The following is a 16891-nucleotide window of genomic DNA, read 5'->3' on the forward strand; positions in this document are numbered from 1 at the left end:
TTTAGAATCGATTGGATTTCTTCTTCATTTTAAAGCCTCCATATACCAACCCAGCTCCAATTAGAAGCTCTGTGAAGCCAAGAGGTGCTGGGGTGGACGGATTACCGGGTTGAGCATATGCAACGAATCCAAAAAGGATGAACATTGATAGTATAGAGAAGGTCTTCAACTTCATGGCTTAATCGATTTAATTGCCTGAAGGAACTCGCCTTCCTGCGTGAATGTGATTACATAAACTCCGCTTGGTATAGACGGTGCGTGCAATAGAATCGGATTCGACTCAGAAACAGAGAAGGTATAAGACTGCAGCATCTTTCCTGTCAAATCAGAAATCGAAACAGTCAAGTTTTTATACATCAACTCTTCCCCAACAAATACTCCAAATGATTCATTTGAGAAGTATGCATCGAAATTGGCTACGCTGTTTTGAGCCTCAGCTTCGTCTTCAAGATTAACGGTACTTCCAGAGAAATGTAGAATGAACCTCTGTTCCGGATAGCCTATATCATTGACAAAGCTGTATGAACCATTGTTCGTCAATTCTACTCGATTTCCCGTTTTGATATCTTCAATTTCAACTGTTGTAAACGATTTTAGATTTGCATAATCAAGAGAAACGGTAATCATCTCATTGTTATCCGAATCGCTGAACGATACAGGGAAGCTAGTGACTGAAACGGGGGATGAACATATAGAGAGGTGTTCACTCGAGTTCATTTCAATCCAATTGGAAGGAATATTGTCCGAATTAACGAGTTTCAAAGCATCCAAGCCTGGGTCGAATCCAGGCGTTGAATTAGCGATGAAATTCACATAGGAGTTATCGCTCTTCATCGAATTCGTTTCTGTGAAGGTGAGTGTAACACCATCCGCTGGAGCTTTCCAGAAACTTGAGCTTCCCGTGACATCTATGTTGGAGGTGTCTAAGGCAAGATTACCTGGAGCTGCTGTGGCTTGAATCCAGAATCCCTTGCCCGGGGAAATATACCTCGCGTCAGAATCTCCCGTTTGTGATCCAGTATTGTAACTGAACCACTGAGAGCCATCCCATTGATAAATCGCGCTTGAGATATTCGATGGTAGCGTTTGATCCTGCCAATCGTAGTTTCCTAGGTATGGATTTGAAACGAAATTCCATCCTTGCGTTGCACTCACGCCAGATCCACCAACGAATGATACCGAGCCCCCTTGTCCATTGTTTGAGGTTTGTCCGTCGTGGTAGTCCAATGAATACGTGATGTTATCAGCAACCGCATCCCCGCTTGCGTCTATAATTCCCGAACCTGATCTCAAAAATGTTCCATCACCTGTTGTTCCAGCAAAAATGGCTTGTCCTCTAGAAGCTAGGGTGTTTGTTGTGCTTGCGCTAATATCTGCCGCTGTCCAAGATGACGTTGAGGCATCCCAATACCAAGTCGTTACTTGAGCAGCCGAACCGCCATTGCCAACCATGATCGAGCTGTTGTTCAACTCGTCTAGCGAACTTCCCGTCAGCGGTAATCCCATGTGGAAATATCGGGCAGTAGAAAGGTCTACGTACTGCTCTTTAGTAAAGTCTAATGAAGTACCGCTGTTAGATACTGAACGACATTTAAGTTGTCCATACCCATCGGAATCCGCTTTCAAATTCACAACTGTAACTCCAGTGGTGTTTGTAACCCCTTCACAGTTGATGTAAGTGTTCTTTGCTATGTCAATTTCAATGGCGTTGCTCGTAGAGACAAAGAGAATGCTCGACATATTGACATTTCCTTGTGTGGTAAGCGTTCTGGCAGATCCTGTGATAGAGATGCTCGAATAGGTTCCGCCTACTAGTGAAGTAGAACTCGATCGGTACGTCACTTCTGAAAGTGAAGACCAATCTTTATCAGCTGGGAATGGAGTCGTAGAAGTGTTGTCTGTCGTGAACGACCCAGACCCAGCAATGATGAAGTCAATGTTGTTTACGTCATCTTCGGTAACCTGGAAAGTGCTGCAAGCGAGTACGGTGTTTGTATTGATTGTCGTGGTGCCATCCAATGCAATATTTCCGCTTAGAGTTTTAGTGCCTGTACTTGCTTCGAGCGTCACACCTCGACGATACGTTCCAGCGGGGATGACCTGGCTGTTGTTCCCGTAAAATGATGGTGTCACTCCACTTCCGAAGAGAATGGTTCCTGAAAAAGGGGTCGTGGCAGAGGTTCGTACAACTGAGCCAGATCCAAACGTAGCGAGCACCGATGCCCCGCCTGAACCAAAATCAATTGTGTTACTTCCACAGTCGAGTGTGACTGCAGATCCGGTTCCTAATTCTAAATCACCTGCGCCAGAGAAGGTCACATTTCCGCCCAAGCTACAGCTTTCTCCTATGGTCAAATCATTATCAACAAGCGTCAAAGCGGGAATAGAATAACTAGCTTGATCTATAAACACCCCACAGTACCAAGTTTTGTTAGAGGGGAATGCACCTGCCGGAGAGCTTGACCCAATCTCAAGCGTTCCGTAAGTGCCGGTGCTCGAAGTTCCAAATGTTCCGCCGTCTGTCAATACATGATTGAGAACCAAGTAAGAATCACTTCCAAGGATAATTAAACCGTTATTTACTGTAATTGCGCCACTCGTTGTTTTGTGTCGAGGTGTGCCAGATGAGCTACTCTCACATTGCAAGTTGTAATACGTTCCTGGTGGAATGGTTTGGTCTGCTACCGAAGAATTGAAATTTATCGTACAACCGTTACCCCAAGAAATATTGTCTGGAATGGGATTGCTGGAGGTATTTTGTGTAGAGATGGTGTAAGTGCCAATAGATGTTGCTGAGAATCCATCTCCGTCAGTTAACACCTGAAATGTTCCCATGTCTATATCCGTACCTACATCTAGCCATGCATCATTAATTGTGATATTTCCTAGAGCTTCGTGTGAAACCGTTGCGACATTGCTGGCATCACCAATATTGTCATACGTGCCACCAGGTATGTACTGTGGGCCTCCGGAAGACGCATTGAAGATAACCGTCCCCCAAGTCTTACTTGAAGGGATAGGAGGGTTGTCTGTAGATTGAGTTCGAATAGCCGAAGTTCCACTAACCGTAAAAGCTGCGCTTCCATCCAAAAGTTGATGAGTTGACATGTCGAATACCGCATCGACATCTAAAGATGTGTGAACAGTTATGTCACCCGAAGCAGTTTTCGTTCCAGCAGTAGATAATGTTAAACCACCTTCGTACTCCCCAGATGGTACTGTCTGATTGCCTGGAGCGTTAAACTCAATGGCTGACATCCATGAACCTGACGAGAGAGAAATAGGACTGGCCGTTGTGTTCTGAGTTTTAATCGTACCATTTACAGCCCCACCAATCAAATTTGAACGATTCGTTGCGAGTGTAAATGTCTGCATGTCTAACTCACTCCCAGAAAACAACTCTAAATCTAAAGAAACTGTGATGTTGCCTTGAGCCACTCCTGAAACACCTGTCTGAAGAGCTAAAGCCGAGGAATATGTGCCTGGAAGAATATCGACCGAATTAGTAGTGTAGTAATAATTCACGCTGGTGTAAGAACCGGTAAACTTATCTCCATTTTGTACGTCTCCTTGGAAATCCAGGTTGGCTGATAGTGTTAACGTACTCGTTGTAACCGAAGAATTTAAAAAGGTACCCGCAATAGAAAGCGAATTGTTCAGAATTCCATTAAGGCCATTCATGTCCCAGGTATCTGTAGTGAGGGCGAAAGAAACGGGATGGTTCGAATTGTTTCCAACCTCACCCCAGTTGTTCACATCGTCCAATGCGCCACCGTTAGTCAAAAATTCATAGTCAATATTCTGACCAAATAGTCCCAGGCTAACTGTGGAAAACAATATCAAGAGAGTCTTTTTCATCATTTCGGCTAGTTGATTTGATTTCTAAGTTAAAGATTTAAACTCATAAAGTTTCAACAGAATTTGATGAGGATGCGGTTTTATGCGTTGATGTGCATTATTTGCCTTTTTTCGGTGAAGATTATTTCGACCTTTGCTCGCATGCAGTACATCGACACGCACACGCACCTGTTTCACAAACAGTTTGATGAAGATAGAGCCGAGATGATGGAGCGCGCCCGCGTTGCCGGAGTGGAACGAGTTTTACTTCCCAATATTGATGTAGATACCATCGACCGCATGATGAAGATGGTTGAGGATTATCCAGGTCGAGCATTTCCCATGATGGGAATTCATCCAACCCATGTTGGCGAAGATCGAAGGGCTCAACTCGATACCGTAAGAAGTTGGTTTGAGAAATCAGCCGACCGCTTTGTGGCGGTGGGTGAGATTGGGATTGACCTGTACTGGGAAAAAGATAAACTCGACTGGCAAGTTGAAGCCTTTGAGGAACAGATAGACATCGCATTAGAATTCGATAAACCCATCGTCATCCACGCGCGCGATTCGTTTGACGAGATCTTTGAGTCGTTGGAGCGAAAGCAAAATGGGAATTTGAAAGGCGTCCTGCATTGCTTTACGGGAAATATAGAACAGGCGAATCGCTGCTTAGACCTCGGAATGCACTTGGGGATTGGCGGTGTTGCTACCTTTAAAAACGGCGGTCTAGATAAAGTTCTGCCACATGTTTCAAAAGATGTAATTATACTGGAAACAGATAGCCCGTACTTGGCGCCAGTTCCTTACCGCGGAAAGAGAAATGAGAGCAGCTATGTGCCGATAGTGGCCCAGCGTGTTGCCGAGTTGATGGGAATGACGGTCAAAGAGGTGGCAGAGCAAACGACGTTGAACGCAGAAAAGTTATTCCGACTTCCATGACCAGAATATTGCTGATATATACCGGTGGAACCATTGGAATGGTACGTGGAGCAGGAGGTGAGCTCGAGCCATTCAATTTTGAGAACTTGCTTGAGCAGGTTCCGGAGCTCGGACAATTGAATTGTGAAATCGATACGAGATCCTTTGAACATCCGATTGATTCTTCCTTGATGAAGCCCCATCATTGGTTGGAAATGGCCGAAATCATTGGAAGTAACTACGATCAGTACGATGGATTTGTGTTGCTGCACGGATCGGACACCATGGCCTATACCTCCTCAGCTTTGAGTTTCTTGTTGGAGAACGTAGCCAAGCCTGTGATCTTAACTGGTGCTCAGCTTCCGATTGGTATGTTGCGCAGTGACGCCAGAGAAAACATCATTACGGCAATGGAACTTGCTTCAGCGCGTGATAATGAGGGCAAACCGGTCATTCCAGAAGTGGCGGTTTATTTTGAATACACCCTGCACAGGGGCAATCGATTGTATAAATACAGCTCTCAGAGTTTCGACGCGTATGATAGTCCGAATTACCCTGTTCTAGCTGAATCGGGAGTGGATTTGCACATTTACAACGACCGAATTTGGCGAGGAGCGAAAGAGCCTTTGAAGGTTCACAAGGAGCTTGAGACAAATATTTCGGTGCTTCACTTCTACCCGGGTTTAGATAGAGACATCATTGAGCATACGTTGCTGAGGGGCAATAGGAAAGGAGTGATACTGCACACGTTTGGAGCGGGCAATGCACCGATGGATCCATGGTTGGCTGAAGCGATAAGTGAGGCAATTTCCAACGGGACGGTTGTCATTAACGTTACACAGTGTAAGGCGGGTGGCGTGGATCAATGGAAATATGCTGCCGGTGCGCATTTGGCCCGACTTGGCGTGATAAGTGGCGGGGATATGACCTTGGAAGCGGCCTTGACTAAAAGCATGGTACTTTTGGGTGAAGGTTGGAGAGGTTCGGAATTCCGCGACAAATTTGAGCAATCTCTTTGTGGAGAACGTTCGATTTAAGGTTTGAACGCCACGTATTTTTTGTATTTTGGCGCCGAATTTCCACAGGTTTGAACCATGTGGAAATGTCGTTTAATAGGAGAGGTGTCCGAGTGGCTGAAGGAGCGCGCCTGGAAAGTGCGTATACGTTTACGCGTATCGAGGGTTCGAATCCCTCTCTCTCCGCTGAGTTCTTTTTAAACCCTAATTTGTACTTGAATACTAAATCAACGTTGAAATGAGAAGAGTACTTTCATTGTTGGTACTTGCTGGAGTCTTGAGCTTCGGTACGGCTAACGCTCAAAATGACGCTGACACTGCGATGCAAGCAGAGGCAGCAACTACGGAAATGACTACTGACTCGACAGCTGCTGCTGAAGAGGCTACAGAAGAAGCTTCCGAACCTGCCGAAGCAGCTGCGACGGAGGAGATGGCAGAAGACTTGACCTACACTCAGGTTTTCCGCAAATATTTTATTGAAGGTGGTGCTGGCTTTATGGGCATCGTATTGGTTGCCTTGATTCTCGGTCTTGCTATCGTAATCGAGCGTATCCTTTACTTGACCTTCTCAATTTCAAACAACGAGAAACTTCTCCGCAAGGTAGAAGAGGCGTTGAACTCAGGTGGTGTTGAAGCCGCTAAAGAAGTTTGCCGCGGAGAGCGTGGTCCAGTTGCCACTATCTTCTACGAAGGTTTGGATCACTACGACGAGGGTATCGAAATGGTAGACAAGTCTATCATCTCTGTAGCTTCAGTTGAGCAAGGTAAGCTCGACAAAGGTGTTTCTTGGATTTCCCTATTTATCGCTTTGGCTCCGATGCTCGGGTTCATGGGTACGGTAATCGGTATGATCCAGGCATTCGATGCGATTGAAGCAGCGGGTGATATCAACCCTTCATTGGTAGCAGGTGGTATTAAGGTGGCACTCCTTACAACCGTATTCGGTTTGATCGTTGCCATCATCCTCCAGATTTTCTACAACTTGATCGTTGCGATGATTGACGGCATCGTAAACAAAATGGAAGATGCTTCCATTTCTTTCCTTGACCTAATGATCGATTTCCACAAGAAAAACACCAAGTAATCATGAAATCAAATACAAAATTGATTTCGATGATTGTTGCACTTGTGGTGGGCGTAGTAGGCGTCATCCCAGTTCTCACCTTTGCGGGAGCTGAAGATGCTGAACTCGCTGGTCCAGTGGAAACTTCCGTGATGATTACACTCGGTGTACTCATTGTGGCCGCTGTTCTAGCACTCGCCGCAGCCGCGGGTAATATGGTTGTCAATCCAGCCGGATTGCGCAACGCACTCATCGGAATCGGAACCCTAGCAGTAGTGGTTATCGTCGCTTTCGCCATGGCGGACGGCAGCAACCACGAAATGTTCGATACTGACGAAGAAACAGCTTATTATGTCTCTGCAGGTCTCAATGCATTCTACATCATCGGTCTTCTGACCCTAGTGTCTGTATTGTACTCAGCAGTGGCTCGAATCATTAAGTAAATAAGACATGGCAAGGAAAAAACGCGAAATCGCAGAAATCAATGCCGGCTCTATGGCCGACATCGCGTTCTTGCTACTTATTTTCTTCTTGGTGACAACCACCATGGACATTGATAAGGGCTTGAACCGTAAGCTTCCTCCAATCGACGAGGAGCAAACCGAGCAAGACAACAAGATTAAGAAGAAGAATATCTTCGAAGTCGTTGTCAACGCTAACAACGATTTGTTGGTTGAGCAGGAGTACATGGAACTTACCGAACTCCGCGAAGCAGCGATGAATTTCATCGACAACAATGGCGACGGTTCTTGCGAAGAATGTCAAGGTTTCAATGACCCGACATCATCCGATAATCCCGGCAAGGCGATTATCTCGGTGTCGAGCGACCGTGGTACGTCCTACAAGACGTATGTAACTGTAACGAATGAGCTAATTGCAGCATACAACGACCTTCGCGAAGGTTTGTCTCAACGCAAATTTGGGAAGTCGGTTGCCGACCTCACCGAAGAGCAGCGCGACTTCATCGCCGATGTGTATCCGCAAATTATCTCAGAAGCTGAACCTGTTCAAATCGGAGGATAGACATGTCACACATTAAAAAGGATAAAGTCAGAGAAACTCCGGCCGTTTCAACAGCGTCACTCCCGGATATCGTCTTCATGCTTCTCTTCTTCTTCATGGTGGCTACTACCATGCGAGAAGTGACTCTGAAAGTTGCCGTGAATAAACCACAAGCAACAGAAATTCAGAAGCTAGAACGCAAAGACCTCGTTACCTACATCTACGTAGGTACGCCGAGAGACGAAACGCTCTACGGAACCGAACCACGTGTACAGCTCGACGATCAGTTAGGTACTGTAGATGACGTTCAAACGTTCGTTGTTGTTGCCAGAGAAGAAATTAACGAAGCAGAACAGCCGCTTATGACCGTTTCCATCAAAGCCGACGGCGAGGTGAAAATGGGATTGATTTCTGACATCAAACAAGAATTGAGAAAGGCACAAGCCTTGAAGATCAATTACTCTACCATGCCAGCCATCGATGCTGCCGGTATGATCGAGAGTAATTTGTAAGAACTCTTCTCATTCATATACAGGCCACCAAAGCAATTTGGTGGCCTTTTTTATTTCTATCCGTATAGATTGACCACCCTTTGGAATAGGAGTTGCACTTGTAACAGAAATATGTACTGTTATGAAATCTCGACGCTCCTCTTCATTCAACGCAGGCTCCACCGCGGATATCGCATTCCTGCTCCTCGTTTTCTTTCTCCTCGTTACCACCATGCAATCCGAAGTAGGCATGCAACGGAAGCTTCCTCAGCTTTCCAATGAGACGCCCACCGCTCCTATAGCAGATCATAACATCCTCCCCATTTTCGTCAACTCCAAAGGCGACCTGATGGTAAATCAAGAGTACCTCGAACTCGATGGCCTGAGAAGTCTAGTGAAAACCTTCGTAGACAATAACAAGCTCGGGACTTGCACCTATTGCCAAGGCGATGGCCTGGAGAACCTGAGTGATTCACCAAAGAAGGCTGTAGTTTCCATTACCTCCGACCGCAACGCTTCCTACGCTACCTATATATCCGTTCAAAATGAAATTGCAGCCGCGTACAACGAGCTGCGCAATGAAATGGCCGTGCGAGAGTATGGTGTCGAATTCGATGACCTAAAGGGCGATGTGCAAGAGATTATTCTTCGCTCGTATCCCATGATTGTTTCGGAGGCTCAGGTAGAACTGGGGTCGGCGGTAGCGACCGCGCCATGAGCAACGCCCCAACACCCAAGACGGCAGTAATAAACGCCAAGTATAATGGCGAATGCCAGCCAATCCATCCCAACTCAACCGCATAGGAAACCCCATTAAATACGACATGGGCTACAATGGTCGTCCACAACGACTGCGTGCGATCGTAAAGATATCCCAGCACAAGCCCCAGTGTGAAAATGGATGCGAATTGATCCACCTGCAAGTGCATCATGGCAAAGAAGAATGCCGTTAACAAGATGGATTTCGTTCCGCCAATTTGAGCGGTCATCAAGCGCTGAACGGTTCCTCTAAAAAAGAATTCTTCCGCAATTGGACCGATAACTACTATGAGCAAGGCACCCAAACCAACTACCCAATTGGGGCCATTGAGGACATCCGTGAAGAAACCTCCACTCGCCGAGCTCGCCTCACGCATACTCACCCACCACTCGGGGACATTTGTCCACGAGCTTATTTCAACATAAAGCCACTCGCCAATATCCATAAACAGTGGCATTACGAGTACTGCGGGCAAGATTAGCCTCCAATCTGCACGAGGCATTAGTCGCCATGCCTCATTTGGAGTTTCCCCCCTCAAATTCAAAAGCATGAGGGCTGGCATTAGGAAGATGGTAATCATCCCCAAAGCCTGACGAAGCAGGTTCATTTCTACTGTGTCGGGAAATGAAGTCAGACTTGAAAGGACGATTAGATTGGAAGCCAAGCCGAATGTGAAGGCGAGGAAGACCTGAATATTCGGAGGCGAAGCTTGTATGATTTTTCGAAACATTTTAGTGCTCAGAGGTTTTCGTACTTTTGCCGCATGAGCGACGCAGTAAAAATAGGGAATGTTGAAGTGGGAGAATTCCCCTTCTTGTTGGCTCCGATGGAGGATGTAAGTGACCCGCCTTTTCGTGCGCTATGCAAGCAGCATGGAGCTGACGTGATGTATACCGAATTCATCTCGAGCGAAGGCTTGATTCGAGATGCGGCCAAGAGTGTTCAAAAGCTCGACATCTTCGAATACGAACGTCCAATCGGAATTCAAATCTTTGGATACGATATAGACAACATGCGCGAAGCTGCGTCAATCGCCGCGGAAGCCAATCCAGATATCCTCGATATCAACTATGGCTGTCCCGTGAAGAAGGTTTCTTGCAAGGGTGCTGGAGCCGGTATCCTTCGCGATATTCCTAAAATGGTGTCAATGACCGCCGAAATCGTAAAGGCGGTAGACAAGCCGGTTACCGTAAAAACTCGTCTCGGTTGGGATGAGAATACCAAGTACATCGTCGATGTGGCCGAACGTCTTCAAGATGTGGGAATCAAAGCGATTTCAATTCACGGTAGAACGCGTAAGCAGATGTACAAGGGCGAGGCCGATTGGTCACTCATCGCCGATGTGAAGAACAACCCGCGCATGAATATTCCTGTATTTGGGAATGGCGATATCGACACACCCGAAAAGGCGGTTGAGTATCGAAACAGATACGGTGTGGACGGAATTATGATTGGTCGCGCTTCTATTGGATATCCTTGGGTGTTCAATGAGATGAAGCACTATATGAAGACCGGAGAACATCTGCCAAAGCCTACCATCGCGGAACGCGTAGCCGTTGCTAGAAAACACTTTGAGATGTCATTGGACTGGAAGGGCGAACGCCTAGCCATCAATGAAACGCGTCGACATTACACCAGCTATTTCAAAGGTTTGCCGAACTTCAAAGAGTACCGAACTCGCTTGGTTACTGAGGATGATGCGGAAAACGTATTCGCCATTCTACGAGAAATCGAAGAGGGCTATGTAGGCGAACCCGTGATTTAATTCTGCGACAGTCCCGATACTTTCAAGCGACGTACTGCAAGCCAACTGATGCTCAAACCCACAATGAGAATTGTGGCGAGTATCTGTAGCATGTCTGCCATGCGAATCTCTACCGGATAGTATTCTACAATGTAGCCACTGCCCATAGCGAGCAGTCCCACGTGCTTTTGCAGCAGGACGATCACCAATCCTAAGATGAAGCCTATAGATGCTCCACCAAGGGAGATCAACAGGCCTTCGGCCATGAAAATCCGACGCAGCAGCTTTTCGGTCGCACCCATACTCCAGAGCGTGTGAAGATCTTTCCGCTTCTCAAGGATGAGAATGTTCACCGAAGATAAGATCCCGAAGCTGGCTACAATCAATATAAATGTGAGTACCAAGAAGGTGATGAGCCCTTCCGATTTGAGAACCTTGAAAATCGAAACCTGAAGGTCATCTCTATTCTTCACCACCCATTCTTCCCCCATCTTTTCTTGAAGATCCTCCACCGCATCTTCGAGGTCGGTTTTAGGGGCAAGGCGAATTTCGATGCCTGAAACTTTGTCGGGGTTTAAACCGAAAAGACGCTGGGCGTAGGACTGAGAAACGAATACATACTTGGTGTCGAATTCAGGTTGAATTTGAAAGAAGCCAGACGGGTAGATCAATTGAAAACGAACATTTCCCATGGGATTGATTCGGTCTACCGAGCCCATTTTCGGCACATAAACATGCACTGGGTCCATCGTTTCAAGACTTCTCAATCCGATAAAACTTGCCACACCGGAGCCAAATACGGCGGTTGGATCTGCCGACTCCGGATTGAGGTATTTTCCGCGAATGATGAAGGAGTCGATTTGGGAGACAGCTTGATAGTTGGCATCCACGCCCTTGATTTGAGCGATATATTCTCGCTCGCGGAATCGAAAGAGCGCCTTGTCTTCGACCACTTGGCTCGTCGTTTCAACATAATCAAAGCTGAAAACGATGCTCTCTAGTGAGTCGTTCCAAACGGCGAACTTGCCCTCCGCGGGTGTGATTTTGATGTCGGGATCGAACGAAGTGTAAAAGCTTCGGACGAGATTGTCTAAGCCGGCAAAGGCGGAGAGGACGACCACCATCGCGGCGGTTCCAACCAGAACACCTAGGGCGGATATGCCGGTGATCCAGTTTACTGCGTTGGTAGACTTTTTGGCAAAGAGATACCGCCTCGCGATGTGAAACGGTAGGTTCACTTTATCGGATTGTCACCTTCGCCGCGCAGGAGCTTGTCAATGTTCTCCTGGTAATCCAAGGTATCATCAATATAAAACTCAAGTTCTGGAATGATGCGAAGTTGATGACGTGCTCTTTGGGCAAGATCGTTGCGGATGGATGCGCTGTTGTCACGAACCCAATCAATCATCGTTTCCTTGTCGTTCACAGGAAACATGGAGATGTAAACTCTCGCAATACCGAGGTCGGGAGTAACACGAACCTTGGTCACTGAAAGCAGTGCGCCAGGAAAGTGATTCTTACCTAGTTGCTGGAAGATTTCTCCGAAGTCTCGCTCTAGCAAGCGGGCTATCTTTTTTTGTCGTGTACTTTCCATGTAAGCAAAGGTACGGATTGAACGTTAGCTATCTGGCTATCCCTTACCTTTGCCGCAATGAAAAATTATTTGCGCATTCTCCGTTTTGCGAAGCCGTACGTTTGGAGAGCTTATGTGAATGCACTTTTCAACATCTTGATGATCCTCTTTTCTTTCGGATCCATCGGTGTAATCATTCCACTTCTCCAAATACTTTTCGGCACGGAGGCGCCTGTTGTAGAACGTCCGGAGGAAATCCATTCCTTCTTCGAAATATCCGCTTGGATCTCTGATATCAAGCAATTGGCCTACTATGAATTCGGTCAGCTTCTCGCCACCCAAGGCGAAGCCAAGGTGCTCGCCTACATTTGTGTGGTAGGTGGAATTATGTTCTTCTTCAAGAACCTATTCCGCTATTTGGCACTCTGGGTACTTGCACCACTCAGAAACGGGGTGATTCATGACATCCGCGTGGCGGTTCACCGCAAGGCATTAGAGCTGCCTATTTCTTACTTTACTGAAAAGCGAAAAGGTGACACACTAGCCCGCATGAGTTCCGATGTTACCGAACTCCAGTGGAGCTTCCTCACCTCCTTAGAAATGATGGTCCGCGATCCCCTGATGATTATCGGAACCCTCGCCATTCTAATCTTCTTGAGTCCAAAACTCACCCTCTTCATGTTTATCGTTCTGCCCATAGCTGGTGTTATGATGGCGTGGGTAGGGAAAACGCTGAAGCGCAAATCCACAAAAGCGCAAAGCCAACTCGGACATCTCCTTTCCATTTTTGAAGAGACACTTTCTGGACTTCGAATCATAAAGGCGTTTAGAGCGGAGGGCACGCAAGACGGAAGATTCCAGCACACGTCGGGTGAGTACACGAGAACGATGAACTCCGCGCTTCGCAGAAAGGACCTTGGCTCCCCGATCAACGAGTTCTTGGGGGCAACGGTCATGTTCCTTATTCTTTGGTATGGAGGGCAGATTATTTTGGGAGATAACGTGAGCACGAATAGCATCGGACTTACTGGGAGTGAGTTGATAGGTTACCTCGGTCTGTTCTATCAGATTATCCCCGCTATCAAGAGTTTCACTACTGCTTTGAATAACGTGCAGAAAGGATCGGCTTCGGCGGAAAGAATTATTGAAATATTAGATGCGCACAATCCGATTACTGAGTCGGACGGCGCCGTGAACATCGGTGAATTCAAGGATAAGATTTCCCTCGAAAACGTCACTTTCCGATACAGTGCAGATGGTCCCGATGTGTTGAAGAACATCAATTTTGATCTCGAAAAGGGCAAAACCATAGCCCTAGTGGGAGCATCGGGCTCGGGGAAGACCACCATCTCGAATTTGATTCCGCGCTTTTGGGATGTTACTTCCGGTAGCATTAAGATTGATGGGCTAGATATACGCGATGCGAAGCTGAACGACCTACGCGGGATTATGGGAATTGTGAATCAAGAATCCATTCTATTCAATGATTCCATTCGCACCAACATCGCATTGGGCAAGCCAGATGCGACAGATGATGAGATCAGAAAGGCTGCAGAAGTGGCGAATGCAACCGAATTCATCGATAAGATGGAGGAGGGATATGACACGAATGTTGGCGAAGGAGGCGGTAAATTGTCTGGCGGCCAGCGCCAGCGAATGAGTATCGCCCGCGCCGTACTCGAAGATCCGCCGATCCTTATTCTGGATGAAGCTACATCAGCATTGGATACGGAGAGCGAGCGCGTCGTTCAAGATGCCCTGAACAAGTTGATGTCGAACCGAACATCGCTCATCATTGCACACCGCTTAAGCACTATACAGCATGCCGACGAAATCTTGGTGATGCAAGATGGAGAAATCGTTGAGCGTGGAACACACGACGAACTCATGTCGAAAGACGGAGCTTACGCGAACTTGGTGAACATGCAATCTTTCGCATAACGAGATAAACTACTAAAGATGGGACTAGATAAAATCGAGCACTTGGGAATTGCAGTTAAAGACTTGGAGAAATCCGAAGAACTCTTCACCGCACTCCTCGGCACGAAGCCTTATAAGCGAGAAGAAGTTGAGCGCGAGGGCGTAATCACATCCTTTTTTCAAACAGGTCCCAATAAAGTAGAGCTTTTAGAAGCCACAAAGCCCGATTCACCCATAGCGAAGTACGTGGAGAAAAAGGGGGAAGGCCTGCATCACGTTGCCTTTGCCGTTGAGGACATTAGAGCCGAAATGGCGCGCTTGAAAGGTGAGGGCTTCACCTTGTTGAGCGACGAGCCAAAGGAGGGTGCTGACAACAAGTTGGTAGCTTTTCTGCATCCAAAAAGCACAAATGGCGTGCTCATCGAGCTATGTCAAGATCGAGGATAGTCTCCTCTTCCAGATTTACATAATGTGCGTCCATACCGAGTTTAGCGGCTGCATCTACGTGCTCTTTGGTGTCGTCAATGAAAGAGCAATCCTCTGCACTTAGCCCGGCATCTTTTAGAATGGATTCGAAGAAGGCCTTATTGGGCTTGCGGTTGCCGACTTCGTGACTGAAGTACATCTTTTCGAACAGTTTGGAGAATTGATTCCACCCGAAGATTCCCATTTGTGACTTAATGGCGTTGATATGAAGCTCGTTTGTATTGCTTACGAGATAGAGACGGTGTTTGCGCGAAAGCTTCTTTAAAAGTGCGATTCGTTCTTCCGGAATGTCGAGAAGAAGCGCGTTCCAAGCATGGTTGATATCGGACTTCATGACCCAGTTAGAGGTCTGCCAAAGTGAGTAGAAGTCAGCCGTTGACATTTTCCCTGTTTCATACTTCTGGAGGTCGGATTTCGCGGGCTCTTCGCGTACACCCAACGCTTCAAAAGCGTCGTGCATCGCGTTGAAATCTAGGTCGATGAGGATTCCTCCGAGGTCGATGAGAATATTTTCTTTCATGGGAATGTCAGTGTTTTCGGGTGATAGCAGAGAATCGATTCTGCTTTACCGAACAAATGTGGTAAAATTTCCTTTCCTTGGAAAACCAAATACCGCAATGTGGCCGTAGATGATACAGCTATGAGCACATTGCAACAAACGAATTATTCGACAATGGCTATGGCCAGAGAAACCCGAAAGAGTGAAGAAGAGATCGTGGGTATGCTCCGGGCCGGAGATCGAGGTGTGATGGAATATTTATATGACCATTACTCTGGGGCTCTATACGGAGTATGTCTGAAGGTCGTCCAAGATGAAACAGCTGCACAGGATGTTTTACAGGATGCTTTCATCAAGATCTGGAAAAAGGGTGCGCAGTATGACCCGTCGAAAGGCAGACTGTTCACTTGGATGTTAAACATCGTGCGCAACACATCTATTGATTATTTGCGGTCTAAGGCCGTGAAGTATGAAATAAATGGAGATGAACGCGTATCGCACATCATCGAAACAAATAGTTCACAGGAGCTATCGACGGATGCGATCGGACTGCGGAAGCACATGAAGCAGTTGAGGAAGGAGGAACGAGAAATACTGGAATTGGCCTACTTCGGTGGCTACACTCAAGATGAGATTTCCAAGGAACTCGAGATTCCATTAGGTACGGTAAAAACTAGAGCTCGTAGGGCTTTGAATGATTTGAGAAAAATATTAGGAACTAGCGGTGGATATTAAACAATACATAGGGTCTGGTATTCTGGAGGACTTTGTCCTCGGAATGACGTCCGAACAGGAACAGCGGGAGGTTCAGTGCCTGTCGAAGATCTATCCTGAGATTGCGTCTTACATCGCTACGATAGAAGACGAGCTCGCGGATGCGGTCATGGTCGACGCTGTAACCCCTCCACAAGATTTGAAATCCAGAATCTTGGAGAACTTGCCAGAGCGCGACGAGGCTGACTTGGCGCCGGTGGCAGAAAAGCCTGTAATGCAGGTGGTTCACGATGAAGAACCAGCAGTAGCACAGGAGCACAGCACTAAGCGCAACTTCCCTTGGGGAATTGCAGCATCACTTGTAGTGATTATTGGACTTGGCGGATTGTATATGAATGCGCTCACCAAAGCCAACACACAAGAAGGAGAGATATTAGAACTTACCACAGAGAAGGGGCTTGCTCAGGAGGAGATTGAGAGTCTGTCAGCTAGGAATAGCGCGCTTGCCTCAAACTTGGAAATCCTCACGGATCCAGGAACGGAGCGAATTACCCTGAATGCAACGGGTGACCAAGCAGCTCAGGTGTTGGTCTACTGGAACCCAGAAACACAGGATGTACTGTTGGAGTCTGTAGACATGCCAGCAGTTCCGGAGGGAAGTCAGTACCAACTGTGGACTTTAGTAGACGGGCAACCGATAGACCAGGGCATGTTGCCGCTGGATGATTCGGAAGGCTTGGCAAGAATGAAATCAGCAGGAGCTGCGGATGCATTCGCCATCACTTTGGAGCCTGAAGGAGGTTCGGTATCGCCTACCTTAGAAAAGTTGATTGTTCTCGGAACTGTAGAAGGTTAATGAGAATGCATT

Annotated in this window: 18 protein-coding genes and 1 tRNA gene; 13 read left to right on the forward strand and 6 right to left on the reverse strand. The window is 47.0% G+C overall.

The annotated features are described in order from the left end of the window. Position 1 precedes the first annotated feature (1 nt). Both F8C67_RS14345 and F8C67_RS12610 read right to left on the reverse strand, forming a co-directional pair. Positions 2–175: a hypothetical protein gene (locus F8C67_RS14345; RefSeq protein ID WP_170266456.1), complete on the reverse strand. Its 174-nt coding sequence runs from the start codon at positions 173–175 to the stop codon at positions 2–4. Next, a complete protein-coding gene (locus F8C67_RS12610; RefSeq protein ID WP_151668219.1) occupies positions 172–3858 on the reverse strand; it encodes a beta strand repeat-containing protein in 3687 nt (1228 codons plus the stop codon). Before F8C67_RS12610 ends, F8C67_RS14345 begins: the two co-directional genes overlap by 4 nt. 141 nt (positions 3859–3999) lie before the next feature. On the opposite strand from F8C67_RS12610, the gene F8C67_RS12615 reads away from it, so the two are divergent. From F8C67_RS12615 to F8C67_RS12650, 8 genes are all read left to right on the forward strand, one after another. After that, positions 4000–4776, forward strand: coding sequence for a TatD family hydrolase (locus tag F8C67_RS12615; protein WP_151668220.1), 777 nt, complete (start codon positions 4000–4002; stop codon positions 4774–4776). Further along, positions 4773–5792, forward strand: coding sequence for an asparaginase (locus F8C67_RS12620; protein ID WP_151668221.1), 1020 nt, complete (start codon positions 4773–4775; stop codon positions 5790–5792). Before F8C67_RS12615 ends, F8C67_RS12620 begins: the two co-directional genes overlap by 4 nt. Before the next feature lie 78 nt (positions 5793–5870). Then, positions 5871–5957, forward strand: a tRNA-Ser gene (locus tag F8C67_RS12625). A gap of 52 nt (positions 5958–6009) precedes the next feature. Next, positions 6010–6855 carry a MotA/TolQ/ExbB proton channel family protein gene (locus tag F8C67_RS12630; RefSeq protein ID WP_151668222.1) on the forward strand — a complete coding sequence of 282 codons (846 nt, stop codon included), beginning with the start codon at positions 6010–6012 and terminating at the stop codon, positions 6853–6855. A 2-nt stretch (positions 6856–6857) separates the two neighbouring features. Continuing rightward, positions 6858–7277, forward strand: a complete 420-nt coding sequence (locus tag F8C67_RS12635; protein WP_151668223.1) for a hypothetical protein — start codon at positions 6858–6860, stop codon at positions 7275–7277. Positions 7278–7284: 7 nt separating this feature from the next. Beyond that, a complete protein-coding gene (locus F8C67_RS12640) occupies positions 7285–7857 on the forward strand; it encodes an ExbD/TolR family protein (RefSeq protein ID WP_151668224.1) in 573 nt (190 codons plus the stop codon). A 2-nt stretch (positions 7858–7859) separates the two neighbouring features. Next, positions 7860–8348 carry an ExbD/TolR family protein gene (locus tag F8C67_RS12645; RefSeq protein ID WP_151668225.1) on the forward strand — a complete coding sequence of 163 codons (489 nt, stop codon included), beginning with the start codon at positions 7860–7862 and terminating at the stop codon, positions 8346–8348. A gap of 121 nt (positions 8349–8469) precedes the next feature. Next, positions 8470–9045 carry a biopolymer transporter ExbD gene (locus F8C67_RS12650; RefSeq protein WP_151668226.1) on the forward strand — a complete coding sequence of 192 codons (576 nt, stop codon included), beginning with the start codon at positions 8470–8472 and terminating at the stop codon, positions 9043–9045. Here F8C67_RS12650 and F8C67_RS12655 read toward each other — a convergent pair. Continuing rightward, on the reverse strand, positions 8969–9817 hold the full coding sequence (locus tag F8C67_RS12655; RefSeq protein WP_151668227.1) for a CPBP family intramembrane glutamic endopeptidase: 849 nt from the start codon (positions 9815–9817) through the stop codon (positions 8969–8971). The genes F8C67_RS12650 and F8C67_RS12655 overlap by 77 nt on opposite strands. Before the next feature lie 33 nt (positions 9818–9850). Between F8C67_RS12655 and dusB the strand changes: the two genes are divergently transcribed. Beyond that, a complete protein-coding gene (gene dusB, locus F8C67_RS12660) occupies positions 9851–10852 on the forward strand; it encodes a tRNA dihydrouridine synthase DusB (protein WP_151668228.1) in 1002 nt (333 codons plus the stop codon). On the opposite strand, the gene F8C67_RS12665 is transcribed toward dusB, so the two are convergent. After that, a complete protein-coding gene (locus F8C67_RS12665) occupies positions 10849–12069 on the reverse strand; it encodes an ABC transporter permease (RefSeq protein WP_151668229.1) in 1221 nt (406 codons plus the stop codon). The genes dusB and F8C67_RS12665 overlap by 4 nt on opposite strands. Beyond that, entirely contained in the window at positions 12066–12425 is a 360-nt protein-coding gene (gene rbfA, locus F8C67_RS12670; RefSeq protein ID WP_151668230.1) for a 30S ribosome-binding factor RbfA, read from the reverse strand. Before rbfA ends, F8C67_RS12665 begins: the two co-directional genes overlap by 4 nt. 57 nt (positions 12426–12482) lie before the next feature. Here rbfA and F8C67_RS12675 point away from each other — a divergent pair, with 57 nt between their 5' ends. Then, positions 12483–14345: an ABC transporter ATP-binding protein gene (locus F8C67_RS12675; protein ID WP_151668231.1), complete on the forward strand. Its 1863-nt coding sequence runs from the start codon at positions 12483–12485 to the stop codon at positions 14343–14345. Between the two features lie 18 nt (positions 14346–14363). Then, positions 14364–14771 (forward strand): methylmalonyl-CoA epimerase, encoded by a 408-nt coding sequence (mce, locus tag F8C67_RS12680; RefSeq protein WP_151668232.1) that lies wholly within the window; start codon positions 14364–14366, stop codon positions 14769–14771. Here the strand turns inward: mce and F8C67_RS12685 are convergent. After that, positions 14743–15330, reverse strand: a complete 588-nt coding sequence (locus tag F8C67_RS12685; protein WP_151668233.1) for an HAD-IA family hydrolase — start codon at positions 15328–15330, stop codon at positions 14743–14745. The two genes, mce and F8C67_RS12685, sit on opposite strands and share 29 nt — an antisense overlap. A gap of 120 nt (positions 15331–15450) precedes the next feature. Between F8C67_RS12685 and F8C67_RS12690 the strand changes: the two genes are divergently transcribed. Beyond that, entirely contained in the window at positions 15451–16044 is a 594-nt protein-coding gene (locus tag F8C67_RS12690) for an RNA polymerase sigma factor (protein WP_223277566.1), read from the forward strand. Next, positions 16034–16879 carry an anti-sigma factor gene (locus F8C67_RS12695; protein WP_151668234.1) on the forward strand — a complete coding sequence of 282 codons (846 nt, stop codon included), beginning with the start codon at positions 16034–16036 and terminating at the stop codon, positions 16877–16879. Before F8C67_RS12690 ends, F8C67_RS12695 begins: the two co-directional genes overlap by 11 nt. The last annotated feature ends 12 nt before the right edge of the window (positions 16880–16891 follow it).

Source organism: Phaeocystidibacter luteus (assembly GCF_008933115.1).
GTDB classification, from domain to species: Bacteria; Bacteroidota; Bacteroidia; order Flavobacteriales; family Schleiferiaceae; genus Phaeocystidibacter; species Phaeocystidibacter luteus.

What these genes read in the sequence shown, in the direction of transcription:
- F8C67_RS14345 (WP_170266456.1), bottom strand. Translation starts at nt 175, where the DNA reads ATGAAGTTGAAGACCTTCTCTATACTATCAATGTTCATCCTTTTTGGA.
- F8C67_RS12610 (WP_151668219.1), bottom strand. Translation starts at nt 3,858, where the DNA reads ATGAAAAAGACTCTCTTGATATTGTTTTCCACAGTTAGCCTGGGACTA.
- F8C67_RS12615 (WP_151668220.1), top strand. Translation starts at nt 4,000, where the DNA reads ATGCAGTACATCGACACGCACACGCACCTGTTTCACAAACAGTTTGAT.
- F8C67_RS12620 (WP_151668221.1), top strand. Translation starts at nt 4,773, where the DNA reads ATGACCAGAATATTGCTGATATATACCGGTGGAACCATTGGAATGGTA.
- F8C67_RS12630 (WP_151668222.1), top strand. Translation starts at nt 6,010, where the DNA reads ATGAGAAGAGTACTTTCATTGTTGGTACTTGCTGGAGTCTTGAGCTTC.
- F8C67_RS12635 (WP_151668223.1), top strand. Translation starts at nt 6,858, where the DNA reads ATGAAATCAAATACAAAATTGATTTCGATGATTGTTGCACTTGTGGTG.
- F8C67_RS12640 (WP_151668224.1), top strand. Translation starts at nt 7,285, where the DNA reads ATGGCAAGGAAAAAACGCGAAATCGCAGAAATCAATGCCGGCTCTATG.
- F8C67_RS12645 (WP_151668225.1), top strand. Translation starts at nt 7,860, where the DNA reads ATGTCACACATTAAAAAGGATAAAGTCAGAGAAACTCCGGCCGTTTCA.
- F8C67_RS12650 (WP_151668226.1), top strand. Translation starts at nt 8,470, where the DNA reads ATGAAATCTCGACGCTCCTCTTCATTCAACGCAGGCTCCACCGCGGAT.
- F8C67_RS12655 (WP_151668227.1), bottom strand. Translation starts at nt 9,817, where the DNA reads ATGTTTCGAAAAATCATACAAGCTTCGCCTCCGAATATTCAGGTCTTC.
- dusB (WP_151668228.1), top strand. Translation starts at nt 9,851, where the DNA reads ATGAGCGACGCAGTAAAAATAGGGAATGTTGAAGTGGGAGAATTCCCC.
- rbfA (WP_151668230.1), bottom strand. Translation starts at nt 12,425, where the DNA reads ATGGAAAGTACACGACAAAAAAAGATAGCCCGCTTGCTAGAGCGAGAC.
- F8C67_RS12675 (WP_151668231.1), top strand. Translation starts at nt 12,483, where the DNA reads ATGAAAAATTATTTGCGCATTCTCCGTTTTGCGAAGCCGTACGTTTGG.
- mce (WP_151668232.1), top strand. Translation starts at nt 14,364, where the DNA reads ATGGGACTAGATAAAATCGAGCACTTGGGAATTGCAGTTAAAGACTTG.
- F8C67_RS12685 (WP_151668233.1), bottom strand. Translation starts at nt 15,330, where the DNA reads ATGAAAGAAAATATTCTCATCGACCTCGGAGGAATCCTCATCGACCTA.
- F8C67_RS12690 (WP_223277566.1), top strand. Translation starts at nt 15,451, where the DNA reads ATGAGCACATTGCAACAAACGAATTATTCGACAATGGCTATGGCCAGA.